The organism is Streptomyces sp. CLCI03 (genome assembly GCF_053615355.1).
Genome location: NZ_CM132132.1, coordinates 8120831 through 8146545, shown reverse-complemented (window position 1 = coordinate 8146545; position 25715 = coordinate 8120831). Strand labels below are relative to the sequence as shown.

The following is a 25715-nucleotide window of genomic DNA, read 5'->3' as shown; positions in this document are numbered from 1 at the left end:
CGTCGCCGTGCCGCGTCAGCCGACCTGGATCCCGATGACGCAGGTGTCGTCGTCCGTGTCGGAGCGGCTCTCGGCGAGGAGCCGGTCCAACTGGCGGTCCAGGTCTCCGGCGCCGGCGGCCGCCGCGTTCATGAGGTGGCCGAGCGAGTCCTGCACCGAGGAGTCCCGCCGCTCCACCAGTCCGTCCGTGTACATCAGCAGGGTGTCGTCCGGTTCGAGCCGCACCTCCCGCTCGGCGTACGTCACCTCGGGGAGCGCGCCGAGCAACAGGCCTTCGATGAGCGGGAAGGCTTCCGCCTCGCCGGCGCGGACGAGTACGGGCGGCAGGTGTCCGGCGCGCGCCCAGCGCATCACCCGGGTGCTGGGGTCGAAGATCCCGCAGACGGCGGTGGCCGTCACGTGCTTGGCGAGATGGTGGGTGACCGTGTTGAGCCAGGACAGCAGCTGGGCGGGGCCCGCTCCGGTCACGGCGAGGCCGCGCAGCGCGTTGCGCAGGACGACCATGCCGGTGGCCGCTTCGATGCCGTGTCCGGCGACGTCGCCCACGGAGAGCATGACCAGCCCGGAGGGCAGGACCACCGTGTCGTACCAGTCTCCGCCGACGAGCGATTCGGTCTCGGCGGGTCGGTAGCGGACGGCGACGCGCACGCCGGGGGCCTCGATGGCCGGCGGGGTGGGCGGCATGATCGCGTGCTGGAGTTGCAGGGCGAGGCGGTTGCGTTCGGCGGACTCGGCCTCGGTGTGGGCGAGTTGATCGCGGGTCGCGGCCAGGGCGACCTCGGTCCAGTGCTGAGAGGAGATGTCCTGGTAGGCGCCCCGGACGGCGTGGAGTCGCTGGTCGGCGTCGAGGACGGGCTCGGCGACGACGCGGATGTGCCGGGTGATGCCGTCGGACCTGCGCAGGCGCAGGTTGACGGAGGCGGGCCGGCGGTAGCGCAGCACGGCCCGGAGGAAGCGGGCCAGGGCGGCGGAGTCGTCGGGGTGGGCGTAGCCGGGCAGTTCCCGTAGCCGGACGGGCGGGGCGGTGGTCGGCAGTCCGTGGAGCGCGTACAGCTGCGCGTTCCAGGTGATGCCTCCGGTGACGAGGTTCTCCTCGAAGCCGCCGATCCGGCCCAGGCGCTGGGCGTGCTGGAGGAGGTCGGCCAGTCGTGCCGTCTCGTCCTCGACGCGCCAGATCAGCAGGACGGCGGCCCCGTGCCGGCTGACGCTGATGTCCGCGACGGAGGTGAGGGGGATCTGGTCGACGAGCGCGGTGAGGCTCATGCGTTCGGCACGGAAGGGCTCGCCCGTCGCGTGCACGCGCTCGACGATGTCGAAGAGCCCGCTCTCGCCGGCGGCCATCGGGTAGGCCTCCAGCAGCCGCGCGCCGTTCACGTCGCCGCGCGGCCGCCCGGCGGGATCGACGAACCGGCTGCTGGCGTGGCGGATGCGGAAGTCGGTGAGCCGGCCGTCGTGGTCGAGTACCGGGGTGAGGACGACGGCGGGGTCGTGCAGGCCTTCGGAGAGGTCGATCAGCTCCGCGACGTCCGGGAGCACCGCGTCGAGGGCGCCGGGGTCGGCCGGGGGCGCGGCGTCCATGGTGCGGGCGCAGAGTTCGGCGAGGGCCTCGACCTGGCGCTCGATCTGCGGGCGTTGTGGTGCGAGGGGCTGCGGCCAGCAGATTTCGAGGACGCCGTGGATCCGTCCGCCGGTCCCGGCCGGTACGGCCATCCGCCCGCCGTCCGGCCGCTGGAGGTGGCCGATCGAGGGAGGTCCGTCGTGCTGGATCCGGGCGAGGGTGACCAGTCGGCGTTCGCGCAGCGCGAGGCGGGCGACGGTGGAGACCCCCGGGGGGACGTGGCGCCAGCGCGCGGCTTCGCCGGGCGGGAAGCCGGCGTGGCCGGCGAGGGCCAGCGAGCCGTCGGGGGCCGCGCGCCAGACGGCGACGGCGTCGGCTCCCAGGGGTCCGAGGGCGTTCGTCAGGAGGGATTCGGCCACCGCCTGGGTGTCGTCGGCGGCGGCCAGTACCCCGCTCTCGGCGGTACGCAGCCGCACCGAGACCGAGGTGGACCGCTCGGCCGCGTCCGGTGTGCCGGTGCGCCGGGCGAACGCGGCGGCGACCTCGCTGACGTGGTCGCGGGAGGCCTGGTTGACGATGTCGGCGGCGAGTTCGAGCGCGGACAGCCCGGTCTCGCGGGACAGCTCGTCGAGCTGGCGTGCCGCCGCCGCGGGGGTGCAGCTGAGCTGTCCGATGAGGATGCCCTTGGCCAGTTCGACCAGGGCCCTGCCGTCCGCGGCGGCGTGTGCCTCCCGTACCTCGTGGCGGAGCCGTTCGACGGTGGCGACGAGGCGCCCGAGGGGGGTCGGCGCCTGATGGGGGACGGTGTCGCGCGGCGGCTCCTCGGCGAGCGTCGCGGGCGAGCGGGCGTCGTCGGGCCGGCGAGTGTCGTCGGGACGCCGGGTGTCGGGGGTCATCCGATGAGCCAGTGCCGGACGCGGGCGATGAGGTCGTCGGCGTCGACGGGCTTGGTCACGTAGTCGCTGGCCCCCGCGGCGAGGCTCTTCTCCCGGTCGCCGGGCATCGCCTTGGCGGTGACCGCGATGATGGGCAGCCCCGCGTAGGCCGGCATCCGTCGGATCTCGGCGGTCGCGGCGTAGCCGTCCAGTTCGGGCATCATCACGTCCATCAGGATCAGGTCGACGCCCTCGTTGTGGACGAGCGTGTCGATTCCCTTGCGGCCGTCCTCCGCGTGGAGCACGCGCACACCGTGCAGTTCCAGCACGCCGCTGAGGGCGTACAGGTTGCGCGCGTCGTCGTCGACGACGAGGACGGTGCGTCCGGCCAGGTCGGCGTCGAGCGGAGGGGCGCTCTGCCGGTCCTGGGCCTCCGCGTGGACGAGGGGCAGTACGTCCCCCGGTCGCTCGGCGGACAGGTGCAGCACGATGCGCTCCCGTAGCTCGTCCAAGCTCGACAGCAGTTCCAGCCGGCGTGACGCCGCCCGGTCCCGCACCGCCCGTTCCTGTCCGCTCTTCAGGCGGGGGTTGTTGTGCGCGAGGACCGGGAGGGAGGAGAGCGCCGGATCTCCGTCGAGCGCGTCGAGGAAGCGCAGTGCCTCACCGCCGGGCATGTCGAGTTCGAGGACGACGCAGTGGAAGGAATGCGAGGCCAGGGCCGCGGCGGCCTCCCGCGAGCTCGTGGCGCTGACCACCTGGACGCCCTCATGGTGGTCACCGGGCGGCCGGTGGTCGGGAGTGAGGTCCCGGTCGGCGCTCTCGGCGACGAGGGAGAGCAGGCCGCCCAGGCGCTCCTCGATCACCAGGAGGCGGCGGGCCCGCCGTTGCGGCGGGACGGGAGCGGTCGTACCGGCGGCGCCGGCCGGTACGGGGCGTCCGGCGGCGGCCGTGGGCCGGGTCGCCGCGGAGGAGGCCTCGGGGAGGGGCTCCTCCTCGTAGTGCGCCCGGCTGACCGGCAGGAAGAGGGTGAAGGTGCTGCCCTGCCCCGGTGTGCTCTCGGCGGTGACGGCACCGCCGAGGAGTTGGGCGATCTCGCGGCTGATGGAGAGTCCGAGCCCGGTGCCGCCGTACTTGCGGCTGGTGGTGCCGTCGGCCTGCTGGAAGGCGCCGAAGACGGATTCCAGCTGCTGTTCCGGGATGCCGATGCCGGTGTCCCGGACCCGGAAGGCGAGCATGGGCGCGCGGCCGGGGAGCCCGGCGGGGACCTCGGGGGCCGCGGCGGGTTCGATCCGGAGTTCGACACCGCCGCGCTCGGTGAACTTGACCGCGTTGGAGATCAGGTTGCGCAGGATCTGGCGCAGCCGGGCGTCGTCGGTGAGCAGGTCGGCCGGGGCGTCGGGGGCGGTGGTGACGGTGAAGTCGAGGCTCTTCTGCGTGGTCAGCGGCCGGAAGGTGGCGTCGACGTACTCCAGCAGCTGCGGCAGGTCCACCCGCTCGGGGTTGACGTCCATCTTCCCCGCCTCGACCTTCGAGAGGTCGAGGATGTCGTTGATCAGCTGCAGCAGGTCGGAGCCCGCCGAGTGGATGATGCCCGCGTACTCGACCTGCTTCGGGGAGAGGTTGCGCGTCGGGTTCTGGGCCAGCAGCTGGGCGAGGATCAGGAGGCTGTTGAGCGGCGTCCGCAGCTCGTGGCTCATGTTGGCCAGGAACTCGGACTTGTAGGTGGAGGCGCGCGACAGCTGCCGGGCCCGGTCCTCCAGTTCCTGCCGGGCCTGTTCGATCTCCAGGTTCTTGGCCTCGATGTCGCTGTTCTGGCTGGCGAGGAGGGCCGCCTTCTCCTCCAGCTCCGCGTTGGAACGCTGCAGTTCCACCTGCTGGACCTGCAGTTCCTCCGAACGTGCCTGGAGTTCCCCGGTCAGCCGCTGGGACTCCTCCAGGAGTTCGTCGGTACGGGCGTTGGCGACGATGGTGTTGAGGTTGACTCCGATGGTCTCCATCAACTGGCCGAGGAAGTCCCGGTGGACGGGGGTGAAGGCGGAGAAGGAGGCGAGCTCGATCACGCCGAGGACCTGGTCCTCCACGACGATCGGCAGGATGATCAGGCTGCCCGGGGTGGTGTGGCCGAGCCCCGAGGAGATGACGTAGCCGCCGGGGACCTGGTCGGTGGCGATGATCCGGTGGCTGCGCGCGGCCTGTCCGACGAGGGATTCCCCGAAGGCGAAACCGCTGCTCTCGCCGGAGCCGGCGGGGCGGCCGTAGGAGCCGACCAGGATGAGTCGGGGGCCGCCGGGGCCGTCCTCGGCGAGGTAGAAGGCCCCGTACTGGGCGGCGACGAGCGGGGTCAGTTCGTCCATGACGAGTTCCGCGACGGCGGCGAGGTCGCGGTGGCCCTGCATCAGGCCGGAGATGCGGGCCAGGTTGGACTTGAGCCAGTCCTGCTCCTGGTTGGCCCGGGTGCTCTCCCGCAGCGAACCGACCATGGAGTTGATGTTGTCCTTGAGTTCGGCGACCTCTCCCGAGGCGTCGACGGTGATCGAACGGGTCAGGTCTCCCTCGGCGACCGCGCTGGCGACCTCGGCGATGGCCCGGACCTGGCGGGTGAGGTTGCCGGCCAGCTCGTTGACGTTCTCGGTGAGCCGCTTCCACGTGCCGGAGACGCCCTCGACCTCGGCCTGGCCGCCCAGTCTGCCCTCGCTGCCGACCTCGCGGGCCACGCGGGTGACCTCGGCCGCGAAGGAGGACAGCTGGTCGACCATCGTGTTGATGGTGGTCTTCAGCTCCAGGATCTCCCCGCGGGCGTCCACGTCGATCTTCTTGGACAGGTCGCCGTTGGCGACGGCCGTCGTGACGAGGGCGATGTTGCGGACCTGGCCGGTGAGGTTGTTCGCCATGGAGTTGACGTTGTCGGTGAGGTCCTTCCAGGTGCCCGCGACGTGGGGAACCTGCGCCTGGCCGCCGAGTCGGCCCTCGGTGCCGACCTCCCGGGCCACCCGTGTCACCTCGTCGGCGAACGCGGACAGCGTGTCGACCATCGTGTTGATGACGCCGGCCAGCGCGGCGACCTCGCCCTTCGCCTCGACCATGATCTTCTGCGAGAGGTCGCCGCGGGCGACGGCGGTGGCCACCTGGGCGATGGAACGCACCTGGCCGGTCAGGTTGGACGCCATGACGTTGACGTTGTCGGTGAGGTCCTTCCAGGTTCCCGACACCCCGCGCACCGTGGCCTGGCCGCCGAGATTGCCCTCGGTACCGACCTCGCGGGACACGCGTGTCACCTCGTCGGCGAAGGCGGAGAGCTGGTCGACCATCGTGTTGATGGTCTCCTTCAGCTCCAGGATCTCCCCGCGGGCGTCCACCCGGATCTTCTGTGTCAGATCGCCCTGGGCCACCGCGGTGGTGACCTCGGCGATCGAGCGCACCTGGGCGGTCAGGTTGTCGGCCATGACGTTGACCGACTCCGTCAGGTCCTTCCAGGTGCCGGAGACGCCCTTGACGTCCGCCTGACCGCCGAGCCGGCCCTCGGTGCCGACCTCGCGGGCGACCCGGGTGACCTCGCCGGCGAAGGCGGACAGCTGGTCGACCATCGTGTTGATGGTCTCCTTCAGCTCCAGGATCTCCCCGCGCGCGGTGACGTTGATCTTCTGCGAGAGGTCGCCCTTGGCCACGGCCGTGGCGACCTGGGCGATGGAGCGCACCTGGGCCGTGAGATTTCCGGCCATGAAGTTGACCGAATCCGTGAGGTCCAACCAGGCGCCCCCCACTCCGGGGACGTCCGCCTGCCCGCCGAGGGTTCCCTCGGTGCCCACCTCGCGGGCCACCCGCGTCACCTCGGACGTGAACAGTGACAGTTGGTCGGCCATCCCGTTGAACACGGTGGCGATCTCGCCGAGCAGCCCGTCCGCCGTATCCGGCAGCCTGGTACGGAAGTCCCCGTCCCGTACGGCCGTCAGCCCGGCCAGCAGCTGGCGCAGTTCCGATTCGCCGATCCTGTCCTCGCCAGGGAGCGCCGGTGACCTGCCCGGTGCCTCCGTACCCGCCCGCTCAGCCATCCGCCAACCTCACTCTAGACAACGACCGTGCCGGCGCACGGGACAGGACGTGACACGGGTGCGCGCCGGATCCCTCGGACCGGCCGAGGGGGGATCCGTCGTGGTCGCACGACCGGTGATGAAGGTTATCGCCGAGGGAGGCATACGCGATCACCCGGTCGATCGGTCACGCGAGCACGGTGGCCGGAGGCGGGTGCGCGGAGGCACCGCGGCAGCACGGTGGACGTGGACGAGGCAGGGAGCGGGCGGGTGCGGGCCGGACGGTGCGTGCCGCCGGTCAGGACCCGTCGACGGCATCCTCGACGCTCGGGTGCAGGGAGAGGACCGTGTCGGCGCCCGTCAGGGCGAAGAGACGCCGGAGTTGCTCGCCGGGGGCGGCGATGCGCAGCGTGGTGAGACGGTGCAGCCGCAGCAGCAGGTTCAGGAAGGAGGAGTCGCCGAAGGTGATGGAGCCCGCGTCCAGGACCACCATCCGGTGCTGATCCGCGGCAGCGGCGAGCGCCTCCTCGAGCGGGGCGAGCGTGTCCTGGTCCAGCTCCCCGTGCGCCGCCACCACCCACCCGGCCCCGGCCGGGTAGCCGTTCCCGACGACGCCTTCGTGGTACGTGTCCCCTGCTCCGGTCATGTCCGCCTCCCCGGATCGTCACCATCGTCACCTGTACGGCTTCCGCAAGGGAGTATGCCTGCTCCTCGGCCGATCGAGGCCCCAAGGGCCGCGGCACACGCGCCCGGAGGTCGGCCGCCACCTCATCGGCGGCGGCCGCGAAAGAAGTTTTCGCTCAGAGCGAGTAAGGGAGCGAAGTCGGGGCACAAGCGCCCGAGCAGCCGTCAGTCAATCGGGAGGGAACGGCCACCATGTCTCACTCGGCCACCGTCACAGGCCCCATGCACGCAACAGACGTGCGCATGACGCCCGCTCCGTCCTCTGTGTCCAGCGGTGTTCGAGCCCCGCAGCAGGACATGGAGCTGCCCGAGGTGAAGAACGCCCGGGAGATGGCGCCTTCCGACGCGCGTGAGCTCTCGAAGCAGTTCTTCCTGAGGCTCGCCGTCCTGGAGGAGGGCACGCGTGAGTACCAGTACGCCCGCAACACCCTGATCGAGATGAACCTGTCGCTCGTTCAGTTCGCCGCACGGCGCTTCCGCGCCCGCGTGCTGGGCGGGGGGCTGGACATGGACGACATCATCCAGGTGGGGACCATCGGCCTGATCAAGGCCATCGACCGCTACGAGCCCGAGCGTGAGGTCGAGTTCTCCACTCTCGCCCTCCCGTACATCACGGGTGAGATCAAGCGGTACTTCCGTGACACCACCTGGGCGGTACACGTCCCGCGTCGACTGCAGGAACGCCGTACGGAGCTCGCCAAGGCCCAGGAGGCGCTGACCGACGTCCTCGGCCGGTCCCCCACGGTCAAGGAGGTCGCCCAGCACCTCGAACTGACCGAGGACGAGGTCATCGAGGGCCTGGTCGCCGCGAACGGCTATACGAGCGGCTCCCTGGACACCAGTGCCGAGGGTGACGAGCCGTCGACGACGTCGAGCCGCACGACCCGTCCGCTGGCGGACCGCCTCGGTGAGGTCGACCCCGCCATGGAGCTCTTCGAGGAGTTCCACACCCTCGCGCCCCTGCTGGAGCAGTTGGACGAGCGCGATCGGCGGATCCTGCGGCTGCGCTTCGGCGAGGACAGGACGCAGGCGGAGATCGGCGCGGAGCTGGGCATCTCGCAGATGCAGGTCTCGCGTCTGCTCTCCCGGACCCTGGCCCGGCTGCGCGCCGGAATGCTGTCGGTGTAGGCAGCGGGCATGCCCTCACCCCATCGGCACGACGGACCTGTGCCGCCCGTCCCACCCGTCCCTTCCATCCCACCCTTCCCCTCCGTCGGCGCTCAGGCGCTGTACGACGACGCGATGTGGGCGGACGCGGTCGTACGGTGCGCGCACGTCCGGACGGGTACGGCCGCCACGCTGACCGCCCAGCCGCTGCGCGACCGTCCCGGTGCGCTGCTGACGGGCAGCTGCGACCTCGACACCCGGCCGATCCTGTGGGCGGCGCTCGGCGTCGTCATCCGGATCCCCGGACCGGTCGTCCACCTCGACCTGTCCGCCGTGGGCTTCCTCGACCCGGCCGCCGTCGCCGCCCTGGTGCGGGCGAACGCCACCGTCACCGGCCAGGGGCGTCGTCTGCTGCTCCACCACCCGCCATACTCGCTCCGCAAGCTCGTGGAGTTGTTCCCGGACGAATGTGCCGCGCTGGAGGTCGCCGCATGATCAATCTTCCTGCGTCCGGCGCCTCCGAGGCCTTCGTCCACCCCGCCCTCTTCTACCGGGGGCAGGCGGACTATCTGGCAGGGGTGGGAGGGTTCGTCCGTACCGCCCTGGCGGCCGACGAGCCGGTGCTCGTGGCCGTACCCGGCCCGCGGCTGGACGCCCTGCGCGAGGACCTCGGTGGCGACGCGACCGGGGTCACCTGGACGGACATGACGCACCTGGGCCGCAATCCCGGCCGCATCCTGGCCGCCCTGCAGGATTTCGCCGACCGAGGCGCCGGCCGGCCGGCCCGGATCGTGGGCGAGCCGATCTGGCCCGGGCGCTCACGGGCCGAGGTGCTGGAGGCCACGCGTCACGAGGCGCTGATCAACACCGCCTTCGCGGGCCGGCGGGCCACCGTCCTGTGCCCGTACGACGTCCTCGGCCTGCCGGCCGAGGTGGTGTCCGATGCCCGGCGTACGCATCCCACGCTGCTGGAGGACGACAAGTCCGTGCTCAGCCCGGAGTACGAGGACGCCTCGTCGGTGTGCGCCGACTGCGACGACCTGCTGCCCGAACCCGACGGCGGTACGCCTCGGCTCACGTACACCCGCGGGCAGCTGGGCGACGTACGCGCCTTCGCCGAGGCCTGGGTCCGCGGCACGGACCTGAGCGCGGCGCGGCGCGGCGACCTCGTCCTGGCGGTCAGCGAGGCCGCCGCCAACTCCCTGGCCCACGGGGGCGGGAGCGGCGCGCTCCGGATGTGGAGCACCGCCGAAGCCGGGGCGGGTGCGGGCGTGGGCGCGCGTTCCGGGGTCGTGGCCGAGATCCGCGACGGGGGTCACCTCGCCGACCCGTTGGCGGGGCGTCGGCGCCCCGCGCTGGCCTCGGTCCACGGCGGGCGCGGCCTGTGGATGATCCACCAACTGTGCGACTTGGTGGAGATCCGTGCCTCGGACAGCGGCCTCACGCTGAGACTGCACATGGCAGCCTCCTGAGCGACCGGCGTCCCCTTAGACTGTCCCTCGCACACTCGGATGTCCTCGGCCCCACGGGGCCTGTTCGTTCCCGCGAACAGAGACCAATGTCAATGGTGGGGGTGAGAGACCACAGTGGAAACGATCGGGCCGGAAGCCGGCGATCGACGGCCTGCCGGACTTTCCGTCGCTGGGCAGCGCCGTCGGCTCGCCCTGGCCGGCGTACGCGGACCTGTGGCCAAGGGCCGCGACTTCGCGCGCCAGGCCCTGCTCGACTGGGGCTGGAGCGGGACCGAGACGTCCGAAGACGCCCTGCTGCTCGTGTCCGAGCTGCTGACCAACGCGGCCCTGCACGCGGGTGGTTGCGTCGAGCTCGCGCTCTCGGCCGGTGAGGTCCTGCGGGTCGAGGTCTTCGACGGCACGACGACACCGCCCCGTCGGCACCCGTCCCCGCAGCGTGGCCTCCCGGGCGGTCACGGCCTCTACATCGTGGAGCGTGTCTCCGATCGCTGGGGCACGCACGTCCATGAGAACGGCAAGGCCGTCTGGGCCGAGATCGAGGCCTCGCGGCTGACCTCGGGCAGGTCCGCGGGCATGTGACCGGGCCGGGCCCGTCCGGTGCCCGTTCCCCGGTACCGTCGCCGGACGCGTAGCCGTGCCCGTGCCCGCCCCGCCCGTCCCCGTACGGGAGCTTCGTTCCGCGCGGCGGGGGCAGGCGCGCGGTATGACATCCCACGCGCTCGACTCCCTGGCCCTGACCCCGGCGCCCGGCCCGGCCTGGCTCCATCTGGCCGTCATCGCCTTCGCTCTCCTCGTCCTGCTCCAGAGCCTGGCCCGGCACCGGTAGGTGTCGGACCGGAAGGCGACGCGGCAGGAATTCTTTTCCTCGTTCTGTTTAAGCCTTCGATTCGGGGCCAGACGCGTGAGTGTCGGCGAGCCGCCGTTTCGAGCGGGGCGGCGACCCGCCGAGATCCGTGGCCGCACGCAGGTGTCCCGTCCCCCCGGGCTCCGCGTGCGGCCGCGGTCCTTCGTGTGCGGCCGGGACGACCCGGCGCACACGCGACGGGGTCAGGCCGGCTTCCCGGGGTCGATCTCCTTGACGTCGTCGTACCGCAGCAACCTGGGCGTGGTCCGCACCGGTGGGGAGACTTCGGTGGGCGCCGGCAGGAAGCCCACGTGGTCACCTCCGTCGATCCGCGTCTCGATCCGGCCGACGAACCACGCGCGCGCTTCGGTCAACAGACCTCGGTGAACGCGTCCAGTTCCGGTTCCGGCACGACCGCTCCTTCCGCTCGCTCCCCCCTCGTCGTCCCCTGTGCGGGTACCCCGGTCATCGGCGCGGAAGCACGTCGGCATGAGGCGGACATGACGCGGACATGAGGCGGACCGGTGCGGCGCATGCACCGCTCGGGGTCGGGTAGCCGGGCCCTGAAGGGTCCTGACGGCGGTGACCGCCTTCGCGGGATGCGAGGTGGAGCCGCCTACGACACCGAAGGGATGCACATGTCGCACGTCGAGGAGTACGTCGAGGTCAACGTTCCGGTACGAACGGCCTACAACCAGTGGACGCAGTTCGAGGAGTTCCCCGTCTTCATGGAGGGGGTCGAACGGATCCACCAGCGCACGGACACCCTCACCCACTGGGTGACGAACGTGAACGGTGTGCAGCGTGAGTTCGACGCGCAGATCACCGAGCAGCTCCCGGACCGCCGCGTCGCGTGGATGACCGTGACCGGGGAGACGCGCCAGGCCGGGCTGGTGACCTTCCAGCCGATCGACGCGACCACCACCAAGGTCGAACTGCACATGAACTGGGTGCCCGAGGGCCTGGCCGAGAGCGCCGCCGACAAGCTCGGCTTCGTCAAACGGCAGGTGGCCGGCGACCTGAAGCGATTCAAGCTGTTCATCGAGTCCCGCGAGAGCGAGACGGGCGCCTGGCGGGGCGAGGTCTGACCGCGATGGTCCAGGGTCGCGCGAACATAGGTGTCCGGGCCGCGTCCCGCGGTGGCGCGGGCCGGGAGGTCACGGCGCGCTGCGGGCTGGTGGCCCGTGGCGTGCTGTACGCACTGATCGGGCTGCTGGCCCTGCGCGTGGCCTTCGGTGATTCCGGGGGCAAGGAGGCCGACCGTCAGGGCGCCCTCCAGGAGCTCATGGGACAGTCCTACGGTGGCGTCCTCGTCTGGGCCGTGGGCATCGGGCTCGTCGGCATGATGCTGTGGCGCCTGTCGGAGGCGGTGTTCGGCGCGGCCGGGCCCGACGGCGGCAAGCCGGTGAAGCGGCTGGCGTCGGCCGGCCGGACCGTCTTCTACGCGGCGGTCGCCTTTTCCGTCCTGTCGTTCGCGGCGGGCGGGGGCGGCCGTTCCGGAGACCAGCAGTCCCGCGATCTGACGGCGCGGGCGATGGAGCTTCCCGCCGGCCGGTGGCTGGTGGGTGCGGCCGGCCTCGGAATCGCCGTCGCGGGCGTGGTCATCGGCGTGCAGGCGGCGCGGCGGCGCTTCCGCAAGCATCTCGCCATGGGCGGGGTCTCGGCACGGTGGCGCAAGGCCGTCGATTTCCTCGGGGTGGGTGGCGGGCTGGCCCGGGGTGTCCTGTTCGCGGCGGCCGGCGGCTTCGTCGTGTACGCGGCGGTGCGCTACGACCCGGCGCAGGCGAAGGGCATGGACGACACCCTGAGGTCGTTCGCCCTGACGCCGGCGGGACCGTGGCTGCTGGTGGCGGTCGCTCTGGGGCTGATGCTCTTCGGGGCGTTCTCCTGGGCGATGGCCCGATGGCGCGAGGTCTGATCCCGGCCTGGGCGGGCCGGCCGGGGCGCCTCTTCCGGATCTTGCGGATCAGGCAGGAGCCGGAAGATACGCCCCAGGCGTCAGCGATGCCACCAGTGCCTGCGGCGGGGGTGTACGGCCCGCCCCAGCCGTAGGCCGATGAACAGGTAGCCGAGGAGCGCTCCGGTCGTGTTGAGGATGACGTCGTCGATGTCGAAGACACGGCCGGTGACCAGCGCCCCCTGGGTGAGCTCCACCAGCGTCATCAGGGCGACGGTCACGACGGCGACCCGCAGGAGACCGCGGGCCGGGGGCAGCAGGACCGGCAGGAGCACCCCGAACGGCACCCCCATCAGCACGTTCCCGCCCAGCTGGCGCACCGCCTCGATCGTGGACGTCCCCTCCAGATAGGCGCTGATCGAATGGCCGGGTCGGACATTGCTGTGGACCAGGGCCGCCGAGGCGGCGGACGGTTCCAGTGTCAGCTGGGCCAGGACCACGCCGAACAGGACGGTCCCCACGAAGGCGAGCACCATGGCGAGCACCCGGACGGCCGGGTGTGCCGGAGGGCGTCGCCGCCCGTCGGCCACCAGGGCCGCGCCCCCGGAACCCCCGGGTTGCTCGGTTCTCTCGATCGACTCGGGTCGCCTCTCGGTTCCCTCGGTCTTCTCGGTCTTCTCGGTCTTCTCGATCGTCTCGGACGACTCACCACGCCGCAGGGCACGCCTCCATGTCATGCGGGCGCGCCTACCCGGGGGACGGCCGTATACGCCTGTCCCGCTGACAGTGCGCCACGGCAGCCCGGTCGACCGGAGGCACATGGACGGGGCCTTCCGCGCGCACGCGCGACGCCCCCGGCGGACACTGGTATACACAAGGAGGCGTCATGGCGCAGGAGGCCCGGGACGGGCGGAGCGAAAGCGTGGAGGAGCGGGCGGACCGGCAGTGGCAGGAGCTGATCCAGGAGATCCGCGTCGCGCAGACGGGCGTGCAGATCCTCTTCGGGTTCCTGCTGACCGTCGCCTTCACCCCGCATTTCCAGGGTCTGCCGCAGACCGACAAGGTGATCTACATCGTGACCGTGGTGCTGGGCGCTCTGGCGACGGGGGCGCTGATCGGGCCCGTCTCCTTCCACCGCATCGTCTCGGGCCGCCAGATCAAACCCGAGGCGGTGGCGTGGGCCTCGCGGCTGACGTTCACCGGCCTGATCCTGCTCCTGGCCACCTGTACGTCGGCCCTCCTCCTCGTGCTGCGGGTCGCCACGCACAACGCCGTCGTGCCGTGGCTGGTCGCGGGGGTCCTGGCCTGGTACCTCCTGTGCTGGTTCGTCCTGCCCCTGTGGGCCCGGGTCCGCTACACGGCGGAGAGCTGAGCGTTCGACCGGGAGCCGAGCCGGGCGGCCGGCCGGCTGCGCGGCGGACGGCCTCAGAAGGCGGGTGTGGCCGTGGTGGTGTCCGCGCAGGCGAGGACCACGGCGGCGAGATCGCCTCGCTCGCTCAGCAGCGCGCGCTGGATGCGGGCTCCGTTGCCCCGTTCCAGCAGCGTGCCGATCTCGGCACTCACCCGCTCCTCGTCGCCATGATCGACGAGCGCCTGGCGCACGTGCTCGTGGAGGGCCCGTACGGCGGCGACGGGAGCGGTCTCGCGCATCGTCAGGGGATGCAGCAGCGGACCGTCCAGCCCTGACCTCCCGGCCCGCCAGCCGGCCAGCCGCAGCAGGCCCGTGTCGACCCGGGGCGGGGGCTCCCCGGCCCGCCAGGCCCGGGCGGCCGTTTCGACCAGCGCGCGGACGAGGGCGGCCACGAGCACCGTGGTCCCGGCCGCCAGGCACACGTCCGCGACCCGGATCTCCACCGTGGGGTAGGTGGCCGACAGTCGGGCGTCGAAGTAGATCATTCTTTCGTCGTGCAGCACGCCGGTGTCCACCATCGCGCGGACCTGCTCGTGGTAGCGGTCGGCGGAGCCGAAGACGTCCACCGCCCCGGCCGAGGGCAAACGGTTCCACACCCGGCTCCGGTAGCTTCCGTACCCGCTGTCCGTGCCCTGCCAGAACGGAGAGTTCGCGCTCATCGCGATCAGCACGGCGAGCCAGGGGCGGATCCGGTCCAGGACGGCCACGCCCTCCTCGTCCGACTCGACCGAGACGTGGACGTGGCATCCGCAGGTCAGCTGCTCCTGCGCGGTCAGGCCGAACTGCTCGGCGATCCACTCGTACCGCGGTCCGGCGTTGCGCGAGGGCCGCACGGGCAGGGGTGAGGTGCCGAGGGCCGCCACGAGGGCCCCGGCGGACGCGGCGTGCCGGGCCGCTTCCGCGCGCCACCGGACGATCTCCTCCTGGAGTTCGCCCATCTCCGTCACCGGCTTGGTGCCGAACTCCACCTGCTCCCTCTGGAGCTCCTTCTCGAAGACGTGCTCCTTCACTCCCCCGCCCTTGGAACACGCCCCTGTGCAGTGGTCCGCCGCCGCCAGGACCGCCCCGGACACGGCCAGCGGCTCACCGGTGCCGGCGTCGACCAGCAACAGCTCTTCCTCCACGCCCACGCTTCGCATTCCGCCGCCGCCCATCGCTCCCGGGTTCAGATCGATACAGGTGGCCGCGTTCGCGGTGAGCGCCCCGATGCTGCGCGCACCCGCGGAAACCTTGCCGTCTCACGTTCACACGTATCGCGGCTCCGTGCATCCGCCGCCACGGACGGGGTCGCCGTCATACGCCGAGGTCCCGCACCCGTGACGGGTGCGGGACCTCGGCGGAAACACCGGTGCGCGTCAGCGCTTGAAGACATCCTTCATCTTCTCCTTGGCCTGACGGGCGTCACCCTTGGCCTTCTCGGCCCGGCCTTCCGCGGTCAGGCTCTCGTTGCCCACCGCGCGGCCTGCGGTCTCCTTGAGCTTTCCCTTGGCCTGCTCGGCCTTGGCGCGGCTCTTCTCCTTGTCCGACACGCTGAATCACTCCTTGGGGGTTCGGAACGAAAGGGGACGACGTTTGCCTTTCACCCGGCTGTCTCATCCGACCGGAATTCCGGGGGCGATGGTTCGTGCCCCGGCGACACGCGTACGGCGTAGGACCGACGGGCTAGTAATAGTGGCGACGACCGCCGACCGCGTGCCCGACGGAGCCCAGGATCCACAGCACCGCGCCCACCACGAGCAGGATGATCCCGATGGTCCACAGGATGGAGATCCCGGTGAGGAATCCCACGATCAACAGAATAAGCCCGACAAGAATCATGATGTCCTCGTTCCCGCTTCGGAATTCGACGGAACAGTTCGGTCCGCCGGGGCGTCTTATCTGGCGTCTACCCTGGAAATCCGAGTTAATCGGTTCCCGCCCACATTTTTCTGCGGCTGGTTTTCGGAGCGTGAAATGCCGTAGCGCGTCGCGCGTCGCCCATCGCGGCCACGACCGCGGCCGCGGGCAGCCCAGGGGCAGGGCTCTCAGGCGCGGTGGCTGCCGACCGGGCCGTCACCGCCCGGCATCCCGCCGGCGCTGTAGTAGTCGCCGAGTTCCGCCCGGTAGGCGGGGTCGCGCAGGTGCTTGTCCTGGTGGAACTCGGGAGCGTTCTTGATCCGGTCCTTGGTGGCGTCGACGTAGACCTTCTCCTCCTGGAGGTCTATCCGGGTGACGGTGCTCGCCGGGAGGAGGACCTCCTTGCCGAAGATCCAGACACCGGTGTCGACGACCAGGTAGGCATCGCCCACGTCGTAGGAGTGCTTGTCGACCTTCCCGATGTGCCCGTCGGTCGCCTCGACCTTGTATCCGGTGAGGTCGGCCCAGGTCAGGTGGCCCGATGCCGGCCGGTAGCTCCACACATGCTCGGTCTGCTCTGTCATGCGAAACAACTCCTCCCGGTAGCGGTGACCCGTCGTGTTCCCGACCGACCGGTCACGGACCGCACCGCGACACGCGGGTCCCGTGGCGGGGCCCCTCCGTCCGTGTTGACGCGGTTGCCCGCCCTGTGGCTGACCAAACACCGGCGCGGTTCGAACCGCGCCTCGCGGCCCGGCGCCGCCGCCCGGTCTACCGTGGAAGGGTCCCGTCCCCCGTCAACGGCAGATGAGGCTGACAGCTGTGTCGACATCGAGCCACGAGATCTTCGGTGCGCCGTGCTGGGTCAGCCTGCTGGCCCGGGATCTCGAATCCACACAGCGGTTCTACGCCGGCGTACTCGGCTGGGACTTCCGGCCCACCCACCTCGGGAGCGGCATCATGGTCGCGTTCCGTGACGGGGCCCCCGTGGCGGGCATCGGCGCCCTGGCGGGGAGTCCCGGCGCGCCGGTGCTGTGGACGCCGTACTTCGCCGTCGAGGACGCCGACGTGACCGCCGCCCGGATCCTCGAACGCGGCGCCACCATGGCGGTCGGCCCCGTGGCCTTCGGAACCGGCCGCATCGCCTTGGCAGCCGACCCCGCCGGGGCCGTCTTCGGCTTCTGGCAGGGCGAGGTCGTCCCCGACTGGTCGGTGGGCCGGGGCAGCGCGCCCGCATGGCTGGAACTGCGGACCAGGGACGCCTTCGCCGCGGCCATCTTCTACGGGGAGGTCCTCGAATGGGCCGGATCGCGCCCCGGCTGCTGCGCGGTCTCGTACGAGCATGCCCACGTCGTCCTGCGCCACGGGCACGACACCGTGGCCCGCATCAGCGGCGGCGCGCTGGAAGAGGCACCGGACCCCGAGGTCCGGCCCCGCTGGCACGTCCACTTCCGTGTGCCCGACCTGGAGGCCGTGATCGAGGCCGCGACCGAACTGGGCGGCAGGACCGCGTCCCCGGTACAGACGTCCAGTGCGAGCCGATGGGTCGTCCTCGCGGATCCCGACGGGGCGCTCTTCACCGTGGTGACACCGCAGGACTAGGCCGTGTCCGACGGTTCCTGTGACTCACCTTGCGCTGGATCGTTGCGGTCGACGTGGGGCGAGGTGATCTTTCAGGTGACGAGTGGATGCGGCTGGAGCGGCATCTGCCGCGTAACCGCGGCCGGGCCGGGCGTTGGCAGTGCCGCCGCAGGGTGATCAACGGGATTCTCTTCCGGCAACGAACCGGCCTGCCCTGGAGGGATCTGCCGCCGCAGTTCGGCAAGTGGAAGACGGTTCACGATCGTCATCGCAGATGGTCGGCGGACGGCACGTGGGAGAAGATCTTGCGGGCCGTCCAAGCCGACGCTGATGCGGAGGGCCGGATCGACTGGAGCATGGTGAGCGTCGACTCGGCGTCCTGCCGAGCACACCAGCACGCAGCCGGTGCCCTCACCCGCGCGCCACGAATTCCGGGCCGGCGCAGTCGCCCGGCCGGACACCGTTCAGACGAGGGTCCGGGCCGCTCCCGGGGAGGGCTGAACTGCAAGATCCACCTGGCCGGCGAGGGCGGTCGTCGCCCGTTGGCCTTCGTCATCACGCCCGGACAGTGGGGTGACGCCCCGCAGTTCATACCCGTGCTCGAACAGATCAAGGTCCCAAGGCCGGGTGGCGGCCGCCCACGCACCCGACCGGACCACGTTGGAGGCGACAAGGCGTATTCCTCGCGCCGAAACCGCCGGTACCTGCGGCGCCGGCAGATCAAGCGCACGATCCCTGAGCCCAGGGAGCAGCGCGCCAACCGCCAACGGCGGGGCAGCAAGGGCGGCCGGCTCACCGGCTTCGACACGACGGTCTGCCGGCGCCGCAATGAGGTCGAGCGCACCATCAACCGGCTCAAGACGTTCCGCGCGGTTGCCACGCGCTACGACAAGAGGGCGTATGTCTTCCACGGGACGGTCACGGTCTCGGCGATCCGATTGTGGCTCCGCCCGTGACTTCCATGTCCTCGACTATTGGTCTTCCGGGACCAGGACGCCGAGCTCGACTTCCTCGAAAACGCGTGACCACCAGGCTTCGTTGTCCTCGAACACCACCGGATCGCTCTGCCGGGCCCGCTCAAGCACGTCTTCGACGTAGTCCTCGTAGTCGTCGTCCGCATCGCTCCGTCCCGACCAGGCGAACGCCTCCCAGACCTCCAGGACGTTCTGCAGACCAGCAACCGAGGAGTTGACCAGCCCGTACTGCTGGTCCCCATCGCTGTCATAGCCGCGGACCATCCAGACTTCGCCGCTGTCGATCAGCAGCCAGTAGGTGTTGACGCCGTCCTCGAACGCGCCGAGGAACGCAGCCCGACCCGGCGGAAGGTCACGGACCTCCAGCTCCCGACCGGAGTCCCGCACGAACATGCGGTTGCAGTCGGCCGACAACCCTCGCTTGCCCAGCCCAGACACCGCCTCACGGCCCACACCCAGGCCCACGAGAGCACTCGCGTCATACGCCAGCCACAGCACGCTCGGCAACCGGCACCCCCTACTCGATTCCAACCATCCGATCCTCTCAGACCACGTAGACGACCCATCGGACAGGGCCTGGGGCAGCATGATCCGCCGGTACATCGTCCGGCGGACAAGCATGCCCGGGACGAGCGCCTACGCGAGGTCGTGAACAGGGTGAACGTCGCGTGACGTAGCCTCGCCCCGACGGAACAACGCGGTCCACAGGAACGGCACGCCGAACAGTGCCGACTCGGGCGGTTCTTCACGCATGCGGCGCAGTTCGACCTCTTCGAGGTCGGAGAAGATCCAGCGCAGCGATTCGGGTGTGTAGGCGAGGCCGCCCTGCAACGTACGTTCACGGTAGAGGTCCGCGTCGCTGAGTTCCGACCCCGTTCCCGCCTCGCCGGCGGCGAAGCCGGTGAGTGCGAGATGGCCGCCAGGTGCGAGAACGCGGTCGAGGAGAGCCAGGTAGCTGACGCGGCGGTGTGGCGGTAGGTGGTGGAAGCACCCTGAGTCGACGACCAGATCGTACGGGCCGCTCAATTCGGTGGCGGGGAGGGTGAAGGCGTCACCGCGCAGGAAGCGGATGTCGACTCCGGCCTCGTGAGCCCGGTCCTCGCCCCAGGCGACGGCAACGGGAGAGAGGTCGACGGCGTCCACCTCGAAGCCGTGCGATGCGAGGTAGAGGGCATTGCGGCCCGGCCCGCACCCCAGGTCCAGGACTCGACCGGGAGCGATCAGGCCCTGGTCGAGGTAGGCGGCCAGGTTTTCGTCCGGCTTCGCCACGAAGAACGGGACCGGCCTTGACCGGTCGGCGTAGAAGTGGTCCCAGAAGCCCTTGCCGTCGCCGGTCGCCGAGCGACCGGCCTCGGATTCAGAGGTGAAGAGCCCGTCCAGGAGCGCGAGAACGTCCTCGACGGTGCGTACGGTCCGGTCCATCCGGCCCCCCTTTCGACCGAGATCGATCATAGGAATGATGCCGATGAAAGACCAGGTCAGACCGCCTATTGCGACGGCTGGTGCGGGCTGCTGAAGCCCCCGGAGCAGGCCGCGAAGGGCCCAACTCCAGACGCTGACTCCGCGTCCGCCCAAGCAGCCCTCCGGGGCCAGGAAGGGACCACCTTCGGCCGCGCCGGAGATCATTTCGGCAGGACTTCCAGCGCGCTGCGGGGCGAGCGTCGTCCGATGCGGCACCAGGACGCTTCCCGGCCGGGAGGGGATGATCGGTGCGGCTAGCCTGGCGCCATGTCCCTCTCTTGGCGGTCCGGCGCCGCGGCGTTCGAGCAGATATTGGGAAGGCACGGCGTTGCCGTCGGCGCCTGCACCATGGAGGCGGCGTGGGCCGCCTTCGAGGAGTTCTTGCAGGTGCCGGTGGAGGGCATCGAGGGGCCTGAGGACGACGGGGACGGCTTCATCGTCGACCAGAGCGGAGGCTCTCGCGGCCACACGCCGTTTCATCGACCAGGACCCGCTCCTCAGCGCGATGTGGCGCTCCACGCCGATCGACATCGAGGTCACGCTCGACCGAGCCGGGTAGCCGCCCCTCCGGGTCAGGGGGCTGGTGAGGATGGAGGCGGATCGGACGTCGTTCGGGGGACACGTGGGCCGCGTCGGCGCATGTCGCGTCCCGCCGGGGCATTCCTGGGAGGGAGGAAAGGGAGACCTGATGCCGCTCTATCTGTCGAGGTTCAGCTACACGCCCGAGACGTGGGCGAGGCTGAGCGTCCGTCCCGAGGATCGTTCGAAGGCCGCTCAGGCGTACATCGAGTCCGTCGGCGGCAAGCTGCACGGCTTCTGGTACGCCTTCGGCACGCACGACGGCTACAACCTGTGGGAGGCCCCCGACAACGTGTCCATGGCCGCGGTCGCCCTGGCGATCAGTGGAGGTGGCGCGCTTGCTTCGTTCGAGACGACAGTCCTGCTGACCGTCGACGAAACCATGGACGCCCTGCGCAAGGCCGAGGGAGTCCGCTACCGGGCGCCGGGCGCGTAGCGCGCCGGGCGGATCAGGGAAGGTCGGGGCCGGCCGTGGCGGTCAGTCGAGCTGCGGCGGCCGCGCGCACCTCGGTCGTCTCCATCGGGTCGTCGCGGAGCACGGCGATGCGCTCCGTGGTCCGCGGCCGCCGCGGTGCCATGGCGATGCCGAGCAGCCGCGCCCTCTCCTCGCAGTCCCACAGCGACTCGATGTACGCGTCGTCCAGGCCGGTCGGGGCGATCGCGGTGAGCGCTCGCAGGTAGTCGGCCCGTTCGTACGAGTGCGGGGTGTGCAGCCAGTAGGCCCGAAGGACGGGTGCGGCGTCGGCGGCGTCGGATCCGAAGCGGGCCAGTTGCTTCGCTGTCACGTCCGGACCGCACCAGGCGCGTGCCTCCCACTGGTCGGTGAGTTCGGCCAGGAGCCCCGGTAGCGCCTCGGGACCAGGGGGCTCATCAAGGATGTCCGTCCCCAACCGGGCCGGCCACTCCCGCTCGTCCGCGGCCCACACGCGAGCTGCCGGCACGGCGCGGGATCCCAGGCGACGGACCGCCGGTCGGAGGAACGGCAGGGGCCGAGTGTCGTTCGCGGCGCCGAGTGACGGCACGAGCGGGATGAGTTCCTCGGCCGGCGCCCGGTCGGTCAGCGCCCGCAGTGCGTCGACCTTCGCCTGGGGCTCCGTACCGTCGGCGGCCAGCAGTGCGAGCAGCTCCTCGTCGCTGAGCCCGTCCAGCGAGGGTCGCGGAGGAGTCCGGTGGCCCGGCACGTCGATCCCGAACCGGCTCCACGGCTCGGAGGACCACAAAGCCTCCTCCTCCCCGCCGATCCGGGCTCGCGCGACATCGCCCAGGTCCTCCCACCATGCGGCCGGCCAGCGGTCCGCGACGGACTCCAGTACGCGGGCCCAGTGCCGGCCCTGTCGTACGTAGGCGCGCAGCCCCTCCCTGGCTTCGTGCGAACCGGCGAGGGCGAGCAGTTCCAGCACGTCGGCGGCCCGCGACCATTCCTCCTCGTCCCCCGCCAGTTGGTCGACGACCGGGGTCGGCGACAGACCCAGGTCGTTGATCAGCCGTGCCTGGTAGAGATAACGGGTGTCGGTCTGGTGGTCCCACTTCCAGTCCCGGCGGATCCCGTCGTACACGTGCGCGGCGGCTTCGTGGGGATCCTGGCGCGCCCGTATCGCGCCCAGGCCGCGACCTCGTTGCAGCAGGCCTTCGAGGCAGTCGTGGGAGGCGTAGGCCAGGGTGCGGGACGTTTCGTCGTGGTAGCTCATCACCCCGCACCCCTGGCCGATCCTGGGCGAGGTCGCCACGCGATTTCGCCAGGTCGGCACGTCGGCCGGCCGCCCGGCCGACCACCGACCGGTCGACGGTCACCGGGCGGACAGCGGGGTCAGATCAGGGCGTTCTTGTAGAAGATGCTGGAGCGCCGGTCGCCCTCCAGGCCGGTGGCGAAGCCGATGAAGAGGCGGGCCTCGCCCGCGTCGGTACGGTAGACGGCCAGGCCCTCGGGCTCGCGGTGGTGGAGGGTGGAGCCGGCCTTGGTGAGGACGGGGCCCTGCTTCACGGCGCCCGTGTTGATGTCGACGCTGGTGACGTACGTGTTGCCGTCACCGGTCGGGGTGCCGTCGCCCGGGTACGCGTCGCCGGTCAGGTAGTACATGTACGAGCCGTAGAGCGCGTAGCCCTGCGCGGTGCCGGAGATCGTCGGCTGCTTGAAGTCGACGAGCGGTGTACCGAAGTTGCGGGTCTCGAAGGCGGAGAGGGGGTAGACGGCGATGCGCTTGCCACCGCTGGTGTGGTAGCGCACGATCATGCGCCGGTGAACGGGGTCGACGGAGCAGGTGTACTCGGTGGCTCCGGCGATCGGCTGGTACGCGGCCACGGCGGCCGGCGAGCCCAGGGTGGTGTTGGCCTTGTAGGTGATCGGCGCGAGCGCGGTGCCGAACCCCTTGGTGTTCGCGGCGCATTCGATCCACAGCTCGGTGCCGGAACCGCTCGGCAACGCGGCGAAGGCGACGCCGTGGCCGAAGCCGTCGAGGTGCATGTACGAGATGAAGTTCCCGTCGAAGTCCATCTTGTTGATGCACAGGTCGCCATCGGACTCCGCACTTCCGCTCCGCTTGGTCGCCACGAAGAGGAACTTGTTCTCCCAGTCGAAGGCGAAACTCTGCTGGACCCGCGCACCGTGCGTGTCCTTGGAGCGGAACAGGTCGTACGACGGCTCCGAGAGGTCGAACCGCTTGGTCGCGGTCACGTCGGCCGAAGCGGCCTGGGCGCCGGCGCCGAGCCCCAGCACGGCGAGTGAGGCGCCGACACCGGTGCGTATGAGTCCGCGGCGGGAGAGGGAGAAGCCGTGGGGGTGGTTCATGGGGGGGAGGTCTCCAGGCATGGGTGGAGGGCAGGACCACGCGATGGTACCCGCCACACGAATGGCCTGATGTGCCGTACCCCGGTGGGCAGTTGAGCGTTCCGTTTCCGTGGAGGCAGGACCGAGCCCCAGCAGCGGGCCCCCGTCGTCACCACGGTCCGGTCCGGCTCCACCTGGCCCACGGGCTCGGCTCAGCCGTGCTCCTCGCCACCGACCGCGGCTTCGTACGCGAGCAACGTATCGACGAACAGCTGCCGCTGATCCGGGGTCAGGGGGGCCAGCGCCTTGCGCCACGCGGCCGCACCCGGGGCGAGCCAGGCGGTGATCGCGGGTTGCTGGTCGGCCGCGATGCCGATGATCCGACGACGTCGATCCGCCTCGTCCTCGCGCCGTTCCAGGATGCCCTTTCGGCTCAGGTCGCCGACCAACAGGCTCACCGTGGTCGGCGCGACCTGCAGTCGGGCCGCCAGCTCGTTCACGGTCATCGGCCCGTCGAAGAGCAGGTAGGAGAGCAGCGAGAGGTGGCGCGGCGCCAGCGCGAAGGACCGCAGCGCTTCGGGTACGGGGATCTTCTTGACCCGGCCCACCATCCGCGGCATGAGCAGCAACAGGGCCCGGACGGCGTCATCGGCCTCGTTCTCGCCGCCCTTCCCGTCCTTCCCGTCCTTCCCGCCGTCGCCGGCGTCGAGCCCCTCGGGCCTTGACATCGCACACCCTTCCACAGTTACCTTTGACCTCAAAGATATTTTGCTTTGCTTTCAAAGCAAGTTGCTCTCCATCATACGTATCGACGTGAACGGAGTTGCCGCCATGCCGCACTTCATCGTGCACATCCGGGAAGAAGCCCTCGACGGGACGGTCGAACCGAAGCTGATCAGCGCCCTGGCCGATGCGGTCGGCGCCGTCTACGGCAAGGAGTTCCGCCGCCTCGCCGGGGTGGATCTGATCGGCATCCCGCAGCACCGCCGGGGTATCGGCGGCAACCCGACCGACGACGACGCGCCTCTCGTCACCCTCAGCATGCGCGAGGCCGCGTATCACCTGCCCGAGGTCCCGGACGCTCCCGCCCGCCTGATCGCCGCCACCACCGACGCGCTGGCCGACGTGCTCGGCGAGGCCGTCCGCGAGCAGGTCATCGTGACGATCGCCGGCGTCCCCGACGGCCGCACCGAGGTCGCCGGCGCGGTGGCCTGAGGCGCGTGCGCGGGCCGGGGGCACCCGCTCCGGCCCGCGCGCGGACCTGTCCGGTCGGGTCAGGCCGACTGCAGGGGTGGGACGTTCCTCGCGAGCGCGGCCGCTTGCAGCAGGATGCTCGGCTCGGCACCGGGGTCCTCGACCATGACGACCCCGGCCGCCTGAACGTCGAATCCCGCCGGCCAGACGGTGACGTCGCTCGCCAGGGCGCCCTCCAACTTCGCCCGCGTCAGGTCGGCCCCGGTGAGGTCGGTTCCCCGTAGATCGGCCAGTCTCAGATCCGCGCCGGTGAATGTGGTGCCGTGGCCCCGAGCCTTGCGCAGATTCGCCTCCCGCAGATCGGCTCCGGAGAAGTCGGCCTCGCGGAGGTCGGCCCTGACCATACGAGCGCCGCGCAGGTCGGCTTCGATGCAGCGGCTCTGGTGGAGAATCGACGTCCCGAGCTCGACGTGCCGCATGTTCGCCGCCATCAGCGACGCCTTGGTCAGGTTGACCTGGTAGATACTCGCAGCTTCCAAACACGCGCCGTCGAAATTGACGTGGTGCAGCCACAGTCCGTCGCAGTCGGCCCGCCGCAGGTCGGTGTAGCTGACGTTGAGCCAGTCGGGCCGGCGTTCCCGGCACAGGACCCCGAGGCCGGTGAGCGCCACCTGCGCATCCAGGGCGCGGGTCTCCAGCGGAGGCACGGAGTTGATGGAGGCTTCCGCCGCCGGAGAGTCCTGACCTTGCGGGGGCCATGGCAGGTGGGTCCGGAGGAACGCGGCCTTGATCGAGATGACCGCCTCCCGGTCGTGAGCCGAATGGTCCGCGATCCGCCACAGTGCGTAGAGGCCACCGATCCGCACGTCCGTCTTCTCGCTGCCGAGCTGGTCGACCGCCCGACTGAAGCGGTCGGTGAGGTGTCCCTCCCGGGTGGCGTTCAGCCCCTCCTGGTTGACCCTCAACTGCCGCCAGGTGGCGTACGCGCCGAAGAGGACGACAGCGCCGCCGACCGCCTGCACGAGCGTCGTGCGTACGTTGTTCACAGCTCCGAGCCGTTCGGCGGCCGAGATCCTGGCTCCGCCGAGATCGCGCTCGACCACCAGCCCTGGCAGCACCACGACCACTACGGTCAGCGCGGCGAGCCCGGCCAGCACCGCGGCCGCCGTGAGAAACGCGGAACCGACCCGACGCCGCCGAGAGGCGCCCGGTGCTCGGCGGCCATGAGTAGATCCCCCGTATCCATGCGCACATGATCGCAGGGCGGCCGGGAAGCCGCTCCACCCGTCCGGGCAAACCACCTGCGACGTAAGGAGATTGAAGGATCGCTCGGGGTGCGCCGGTGAGCGAGGGTGCGACCGCACCGTACGACCGACCGGCGTTCCTCCAGTCGGTGCGCCGCGTGGTCACGGGCCATCGGGACCGGTTCGGGGTGGACGTGGAGATGCCC

General features: G+C 70.9%; 27 protein-coding genes. 12 read left to right on the top strand and 15 right to left on the bottom strand.

Annotated features, from left to right (window positions below; translation table 11 throughout):
* Positions 1 to 15: 15 nt before the first annotated feature.
* The 3 genes from ACWG52_RS37595 to ACWG52_RS37585 all read right to left on the bottom strand — a co-directional run bounded on the left by ACWG52_RS37595 (position 16) and on the right by ACWG52_RS37585 (position 7107).
* Complete coding sequence (locus ACWG52_RS37595) at positions 16 to 2454, bottom strand: SpoIIE family protein phosphatase (RefSeq protein ID WP_389806320.1); 2439 nt, start codon at positions 2452 to 2454, stop codon at positions 16 to 18.
* Positions 2451 to 6482, bottom strand: coding sequence for a HAMP domain-containing protein (locus ACWG52_RS37590; RefSeq protein WP_389806321.1), 4032 nt, complete (start codon positions 6480 to 6482; stop codon positions 2451 to 2453). Before ACWG52_RS37590 ends, ACWG52_RS37595 begins: the two co-directional genes overlap by 4 nt.
* Positions 6483 to 6759: 277 nt before the next feature.
* Entirely contained in the window at positions 6760 to 7107 is a 348-nt protein-coding gene (locus tag ACWG52_RS37585) for an STAS domain-containing protein (RefSeq protein WP_389806323.1), read from the bottom strand.
* A gap of 260 nt (positions 7108 to 7367) precedes the next feature.
* Between ACWG52_RS37585 and ACWG52_RS37580 the strand changes: the two genes are divergently transcribed.
* The 5 genes from ACWG52_RS37580 (at position 7368) to ACWG52_RS37560 (ending at position 10550) form a co-directional block, all read left to right on the top strand.
* Positions 7368 to 8273, top strand: a complete 906-nt coding sequence (locus ACWG52_RS37580; protein WP_389806325.1) for a SigB/SigF/SigG family RNA polymerase sigma factor — start codon at positions 7368 to 7370, stop codon at positions 8271 to 8273.
* A 9-nt stretch (positions 8274 to 8282) separates the two neighbouring features.
* Positions 8283 to 8747 carry an STAS domain-containing protein gene (locus tag ACWG52_RS37575; protein ID WP_389806327.1) on the top strand — a complete coding sequence of 155 codons (465 nt, stop codon included), beginning with the start codon at positions 8283 to 8285 and terminating at the stop codon, positions 8745 to 8747.
* A complete protein-coding gene (locus ACWG52_RS37570; protein WP_453127240.1) occupies positions 8744 to 9724 on the top strand; it encodes an anti-sigma factor RsbA family regulatory protein in 981 nt (326 codons plus the stop codon). The genes ACWG52_RS37575 and ACWG52_RS37570 overlap by 4 nt, the downstream gene beginning before the upstream one ends.
* Positions 9725 to 9937: 213 nt before the next feature.
* Entirely contained in the window at positions 9938 to 10303 is a 366-nt protein-coding gene (locus tag ACWG52_RS37565; protein ID WP_389806331.1) for an ATP-binding protein, read from the top strand.
* 124 nt (positions 10304 to 10427) lie between these two features.
* Positions 10428 to 10550, top strand: coding sequence for a hypothetical protein (locus ACWG52_RS37560; RefSeq protein WP_389806333.1), 123 nt, complete (start codon positions 10428 to 10430; stop codon positions 10548 to 10550).
* 221 nt (positions 10551 to 10771) lie between these two features.
* On the opposite strand, the gene ACWG52_RS37555 is transcribed toward ACWG52_RS37560, so the two are convergent.
* The gene (locus ACWG52_RS37555; RefSeq protein WP_389806335.1) at positions 10772 to 10942 is read right to left on the bottom strand and encodes a hypothetical protein; all 171 of its coding nucleotides are present in this window, start codon (positions 10940 to 10942) and stop codon (positions 10772 to 10774) included.
* A 264-nt stretch (positions 10943 to 11206) separates the two neighbouring features.
* Between ACWG52_RS37555 and ACWG52_RS37550 the strand changes: the two genes are divergently transcribed.
* Both ACWG52_RS37550 and ACWG52_RS37545 read left to right on the top strand, forming a co-directional pair.
* Complete coding sequence (locus ACWG52_RS37550; RefSeq protein WP_389806337.1) at positions 11207 to 11656, top strand: SRPBCC family protein; 450 nt, start codon at positions 11207 to 11209, stop codon at positions 11654 to 11656.
* Positions 11657 to 11661: 5 nt separating this feature from the next.
* Positions 11662 to 12486: a DUF1206 domain-containing protein gene (locus ACWG52_RS37545; protein ID WP_389806339.1), complete on the top strand. Its 825-nt coding sequence runs from the start codon at positions 11662 to 11664 to the stop codon at positions 12484 to 12486.
* 80 nt (positions 12487 to 12566) lie between these two features.
* On the opposite strand, the gene ACWG52_RS37540 is transcribed toward ACWG52_RS37545, so the two are convergent.
* Positions 12567 to 13202: a VanZ family protein gene (locus ACWG52_RS37540; protein ID WP_453127237.1), complete on the bottom strand. Its 636-nt coding sequence runs from the start codon at positions 13200 to 13202 to the stop codon at positions 12567 to 12569.
* Between the two features lie 149 nt (positions 13203 to 13351).
* On the opposite strand from ACWG52_RS37540, the gene ACWG52_RS37535 reads away from it, so the two are divergent.
* Positions 13352 to 13837, top strand: coding sequence for a DUF6328 family protein (locus tag ACWG52_RS37535; protein WP_389806341.1), 486 nt, complete (start codon positions 13352 to 13354; stop codon positions 13835 to 13837).
* 53 nt (positions 13838 to 13890) lie between these two features.
* On the opposite strand, the gene ACWG52_RS37530 is transcribed toward ACWG52_RS37535, so the two are convergent.
* The 4 genes from ACWG52_RS37530 to ACWG52_RS37515 form a co-directional block, all read right to left on the bottom strand.
* The gene (locus tag ACWG52_RS37530) at positions 13891 to 15015 is read right to left on the bottom strand and encodes a glutamate--cysteine ligase (protein ID WP_389806343.1); all 1125 of its coding nucleotides are present in this window, start codon (positions 15013 to 15015) and stop codon (positions 13891 to 13893) included.
* A gap of 216 nt (positions 15016 to 15231) precedes the next feature.
* Positions 15232 to 15405 carry a CsbD family protein gene (locus ACWG52_RS37525; protein WP_389117604.1) on the bottom strand — a complete coding sequence of 58 codons (174 nt, stop codon included), beginning with the start codon at positions 15403 to 15405 and terminating at the stop codon, positions 15232 to 15234.
* A gap of 133 nt (positions 15406 to 15538) precedes the next feature.
* Positions 15539 to 15694, bottom strand: coding sequence for a DUF6131 family protein (locus ACWG52_RS37520; protein ID WP_237545304.1), 156 nt, complete (start codon positions 15692 to 15694; stop codon positions 15539 to 15541).
* A gap of 206 nt (positions 15695 to 15900) precedes the next feature.
* Positions 15901 to 16296 (bottom strand): PRC-barrel domain-containing protein, encoded by a 396-nt coding sequence (locus ACWG52_RS37515; protein ID WP_389806345.1) that lies wholly within the window; start codon positions 16294 to 16296, stop codon positions 15901 to 15903.
* Positions 16297 to 16585: 289 nt separating this feature from the next.
* Here ACWG52_RS37515 and ACWG52_RS37510 point away from each other — a divergent pair, with 289 nt between their 5' ends.
* Together ACWG52_RS37510 and ACWG52_RS37505 are read left to right on the top strand one after the other, a co-directional pair.
* Positions 16586 to 17314 (top strand): VOC family protein, encoded by a 729-nt coding sequence (locus ACWG52_RS37510; protein ID WP_389806884.1) that lies wholly within the window; start codon positions 16586 to 16588, stop codon positions 17312 to 17314.
* A 53-nt stretch (positions 17315 to 17367) separates the two neighbouring features.
* Positions 17368 to 18249, top strand: coding sequence for an IS5 family transposase (locus tag ACWG52_RS37505; RefSeq protein WP_389806885.1), 882 nt, complete (start codon positions 17368 to 17370; stop codon positions 18247 to 18249).
* A 15-nt stretch (positions 18250 to 18264) separates the two neighbouring features.
* Here the strand turns inward: ACWG52_RS37505 and ACWG52_RS37500 are convergent, their stop codons facing one another.
* Positions 18265 to 18765, bottom strand: a complete 501-nt coding sequence (locus ACWG52_RS37500; RefSeq protein ID WP_390167437.1) for an SUKH-4 family immunity protein — start codon at positions 18763 to 18765, stop codon at positions 18265 to 18267.
* Between the two features lie 138 nt (positions 18766 to 18903).
* Positions 18904 to 19689, bottom strand: coding sequence for a class I SAM-dependent methyltransferase (locus ACWG52_RS37495; RefSeq protein WP_390137820.1), 786 nt, complete (start codon positions 19687 to 19689; stop codon positions 18904 to 18906).
* Between the two features lie 727 nt (positions 19690 to 20416).
* Between ACWG52_RS37495 and ACWG52_RS37490 the strand changes: the two genes are divergently transcribed.
* On the top strand, positions 20417 to 20743 hold the full coding sequence (locus ACWG52_RS37490) for a GYD domain-containing protein (RefSeq protein WP_389806349.1): 327 nt from the start codon (positions 20417 to 20419) through the stop codon (positions 20741 to 20743).
* A 13-nt stretch (positions 20744 to 20756) separates the two neighbouring features.
* Here ACWG52_RS37490 and ACWG52_RS37485 read toward each other — a convergent pair whose 3' ends face one another.
* The 3 genes from ACWG52_RS37485 to ACWG52_RS37475 all read right to left on the bottom strand — a co-directional run bounded on the left by ACWG52_RS37485 (position 20757) and on the right by ACWG52_RS37475 (position 23691).
* Positions 20757 to 21995 (bottom strand): hypothetical protein, encoded by a 1239-nt coding sequence (locus tag ACWG52_RS37485; RefSeq protein WP_390167388.1) that lies wholly within the window; start codon positions 21993 to 21995, stop codon positions 20757 to 20759.
* A 119-nt stretch (positions 21996 to 22114) separates the two neighbouring features.
* Positions 22115 to 23092: a phage baseplate protein gene (locus tag ACWG52_RS37480; RefSeq protein WP_389806352.1), complete on the bottom strand. Its 978-nt coding sequence runs from the start codon at positions 23090 to 23092 to the stop codon at positions 22115 to 22117.
* A 191-nt stretch (positions 23093 to 23283) separates the two neighbouring features.
* A complete protein-coding gene (locus ACWG52_RS37475; protein WP_389806887.1) occupies positions 23284 to 23691 on the bottom strand; it encodes a MarR family transcriptional regulator in 408 nt (135 codons plus the stop codon).
* Between the two features lie 193 nt (positions 23692 to 23884).
* Here ACWG52_RS37475 and ACWG52_RS37470 point away from each other — a divergent pair, with 193 nt between their 5' ends.
* The gene (locus ACWG52_RS37470; protein ID WP_453127232.1) at positions 23885 to 24286 is read left to right on the top strand and encodes a hypothetical protein; all 402 of its coding nucleotides are present in this window, start codon (positions 23885 to 23887) and stop codon (positions 24284 to 24286) included.
* A 59-nt stretch (positions 24287 to 24345) separates the two neighbouring features.
* Here the strand turns inward: ACWG52_RS37470 and ACWG52_RS37465 are convergent, their stop codons facing one another.
* Positions 24346 to 25422, bottom strand: a complete 1077-nt coding sequence (locus ACWG52_RS37465; protein ID WP_453127231.1) for a pentapeptide repeat-containing protein — start codon at positions 25420 to 25422, stop codon at positions 24346 to 24348.
* Between the last annotated feature and the right edge of the window lie 293 nt (positions 25423 to 25715).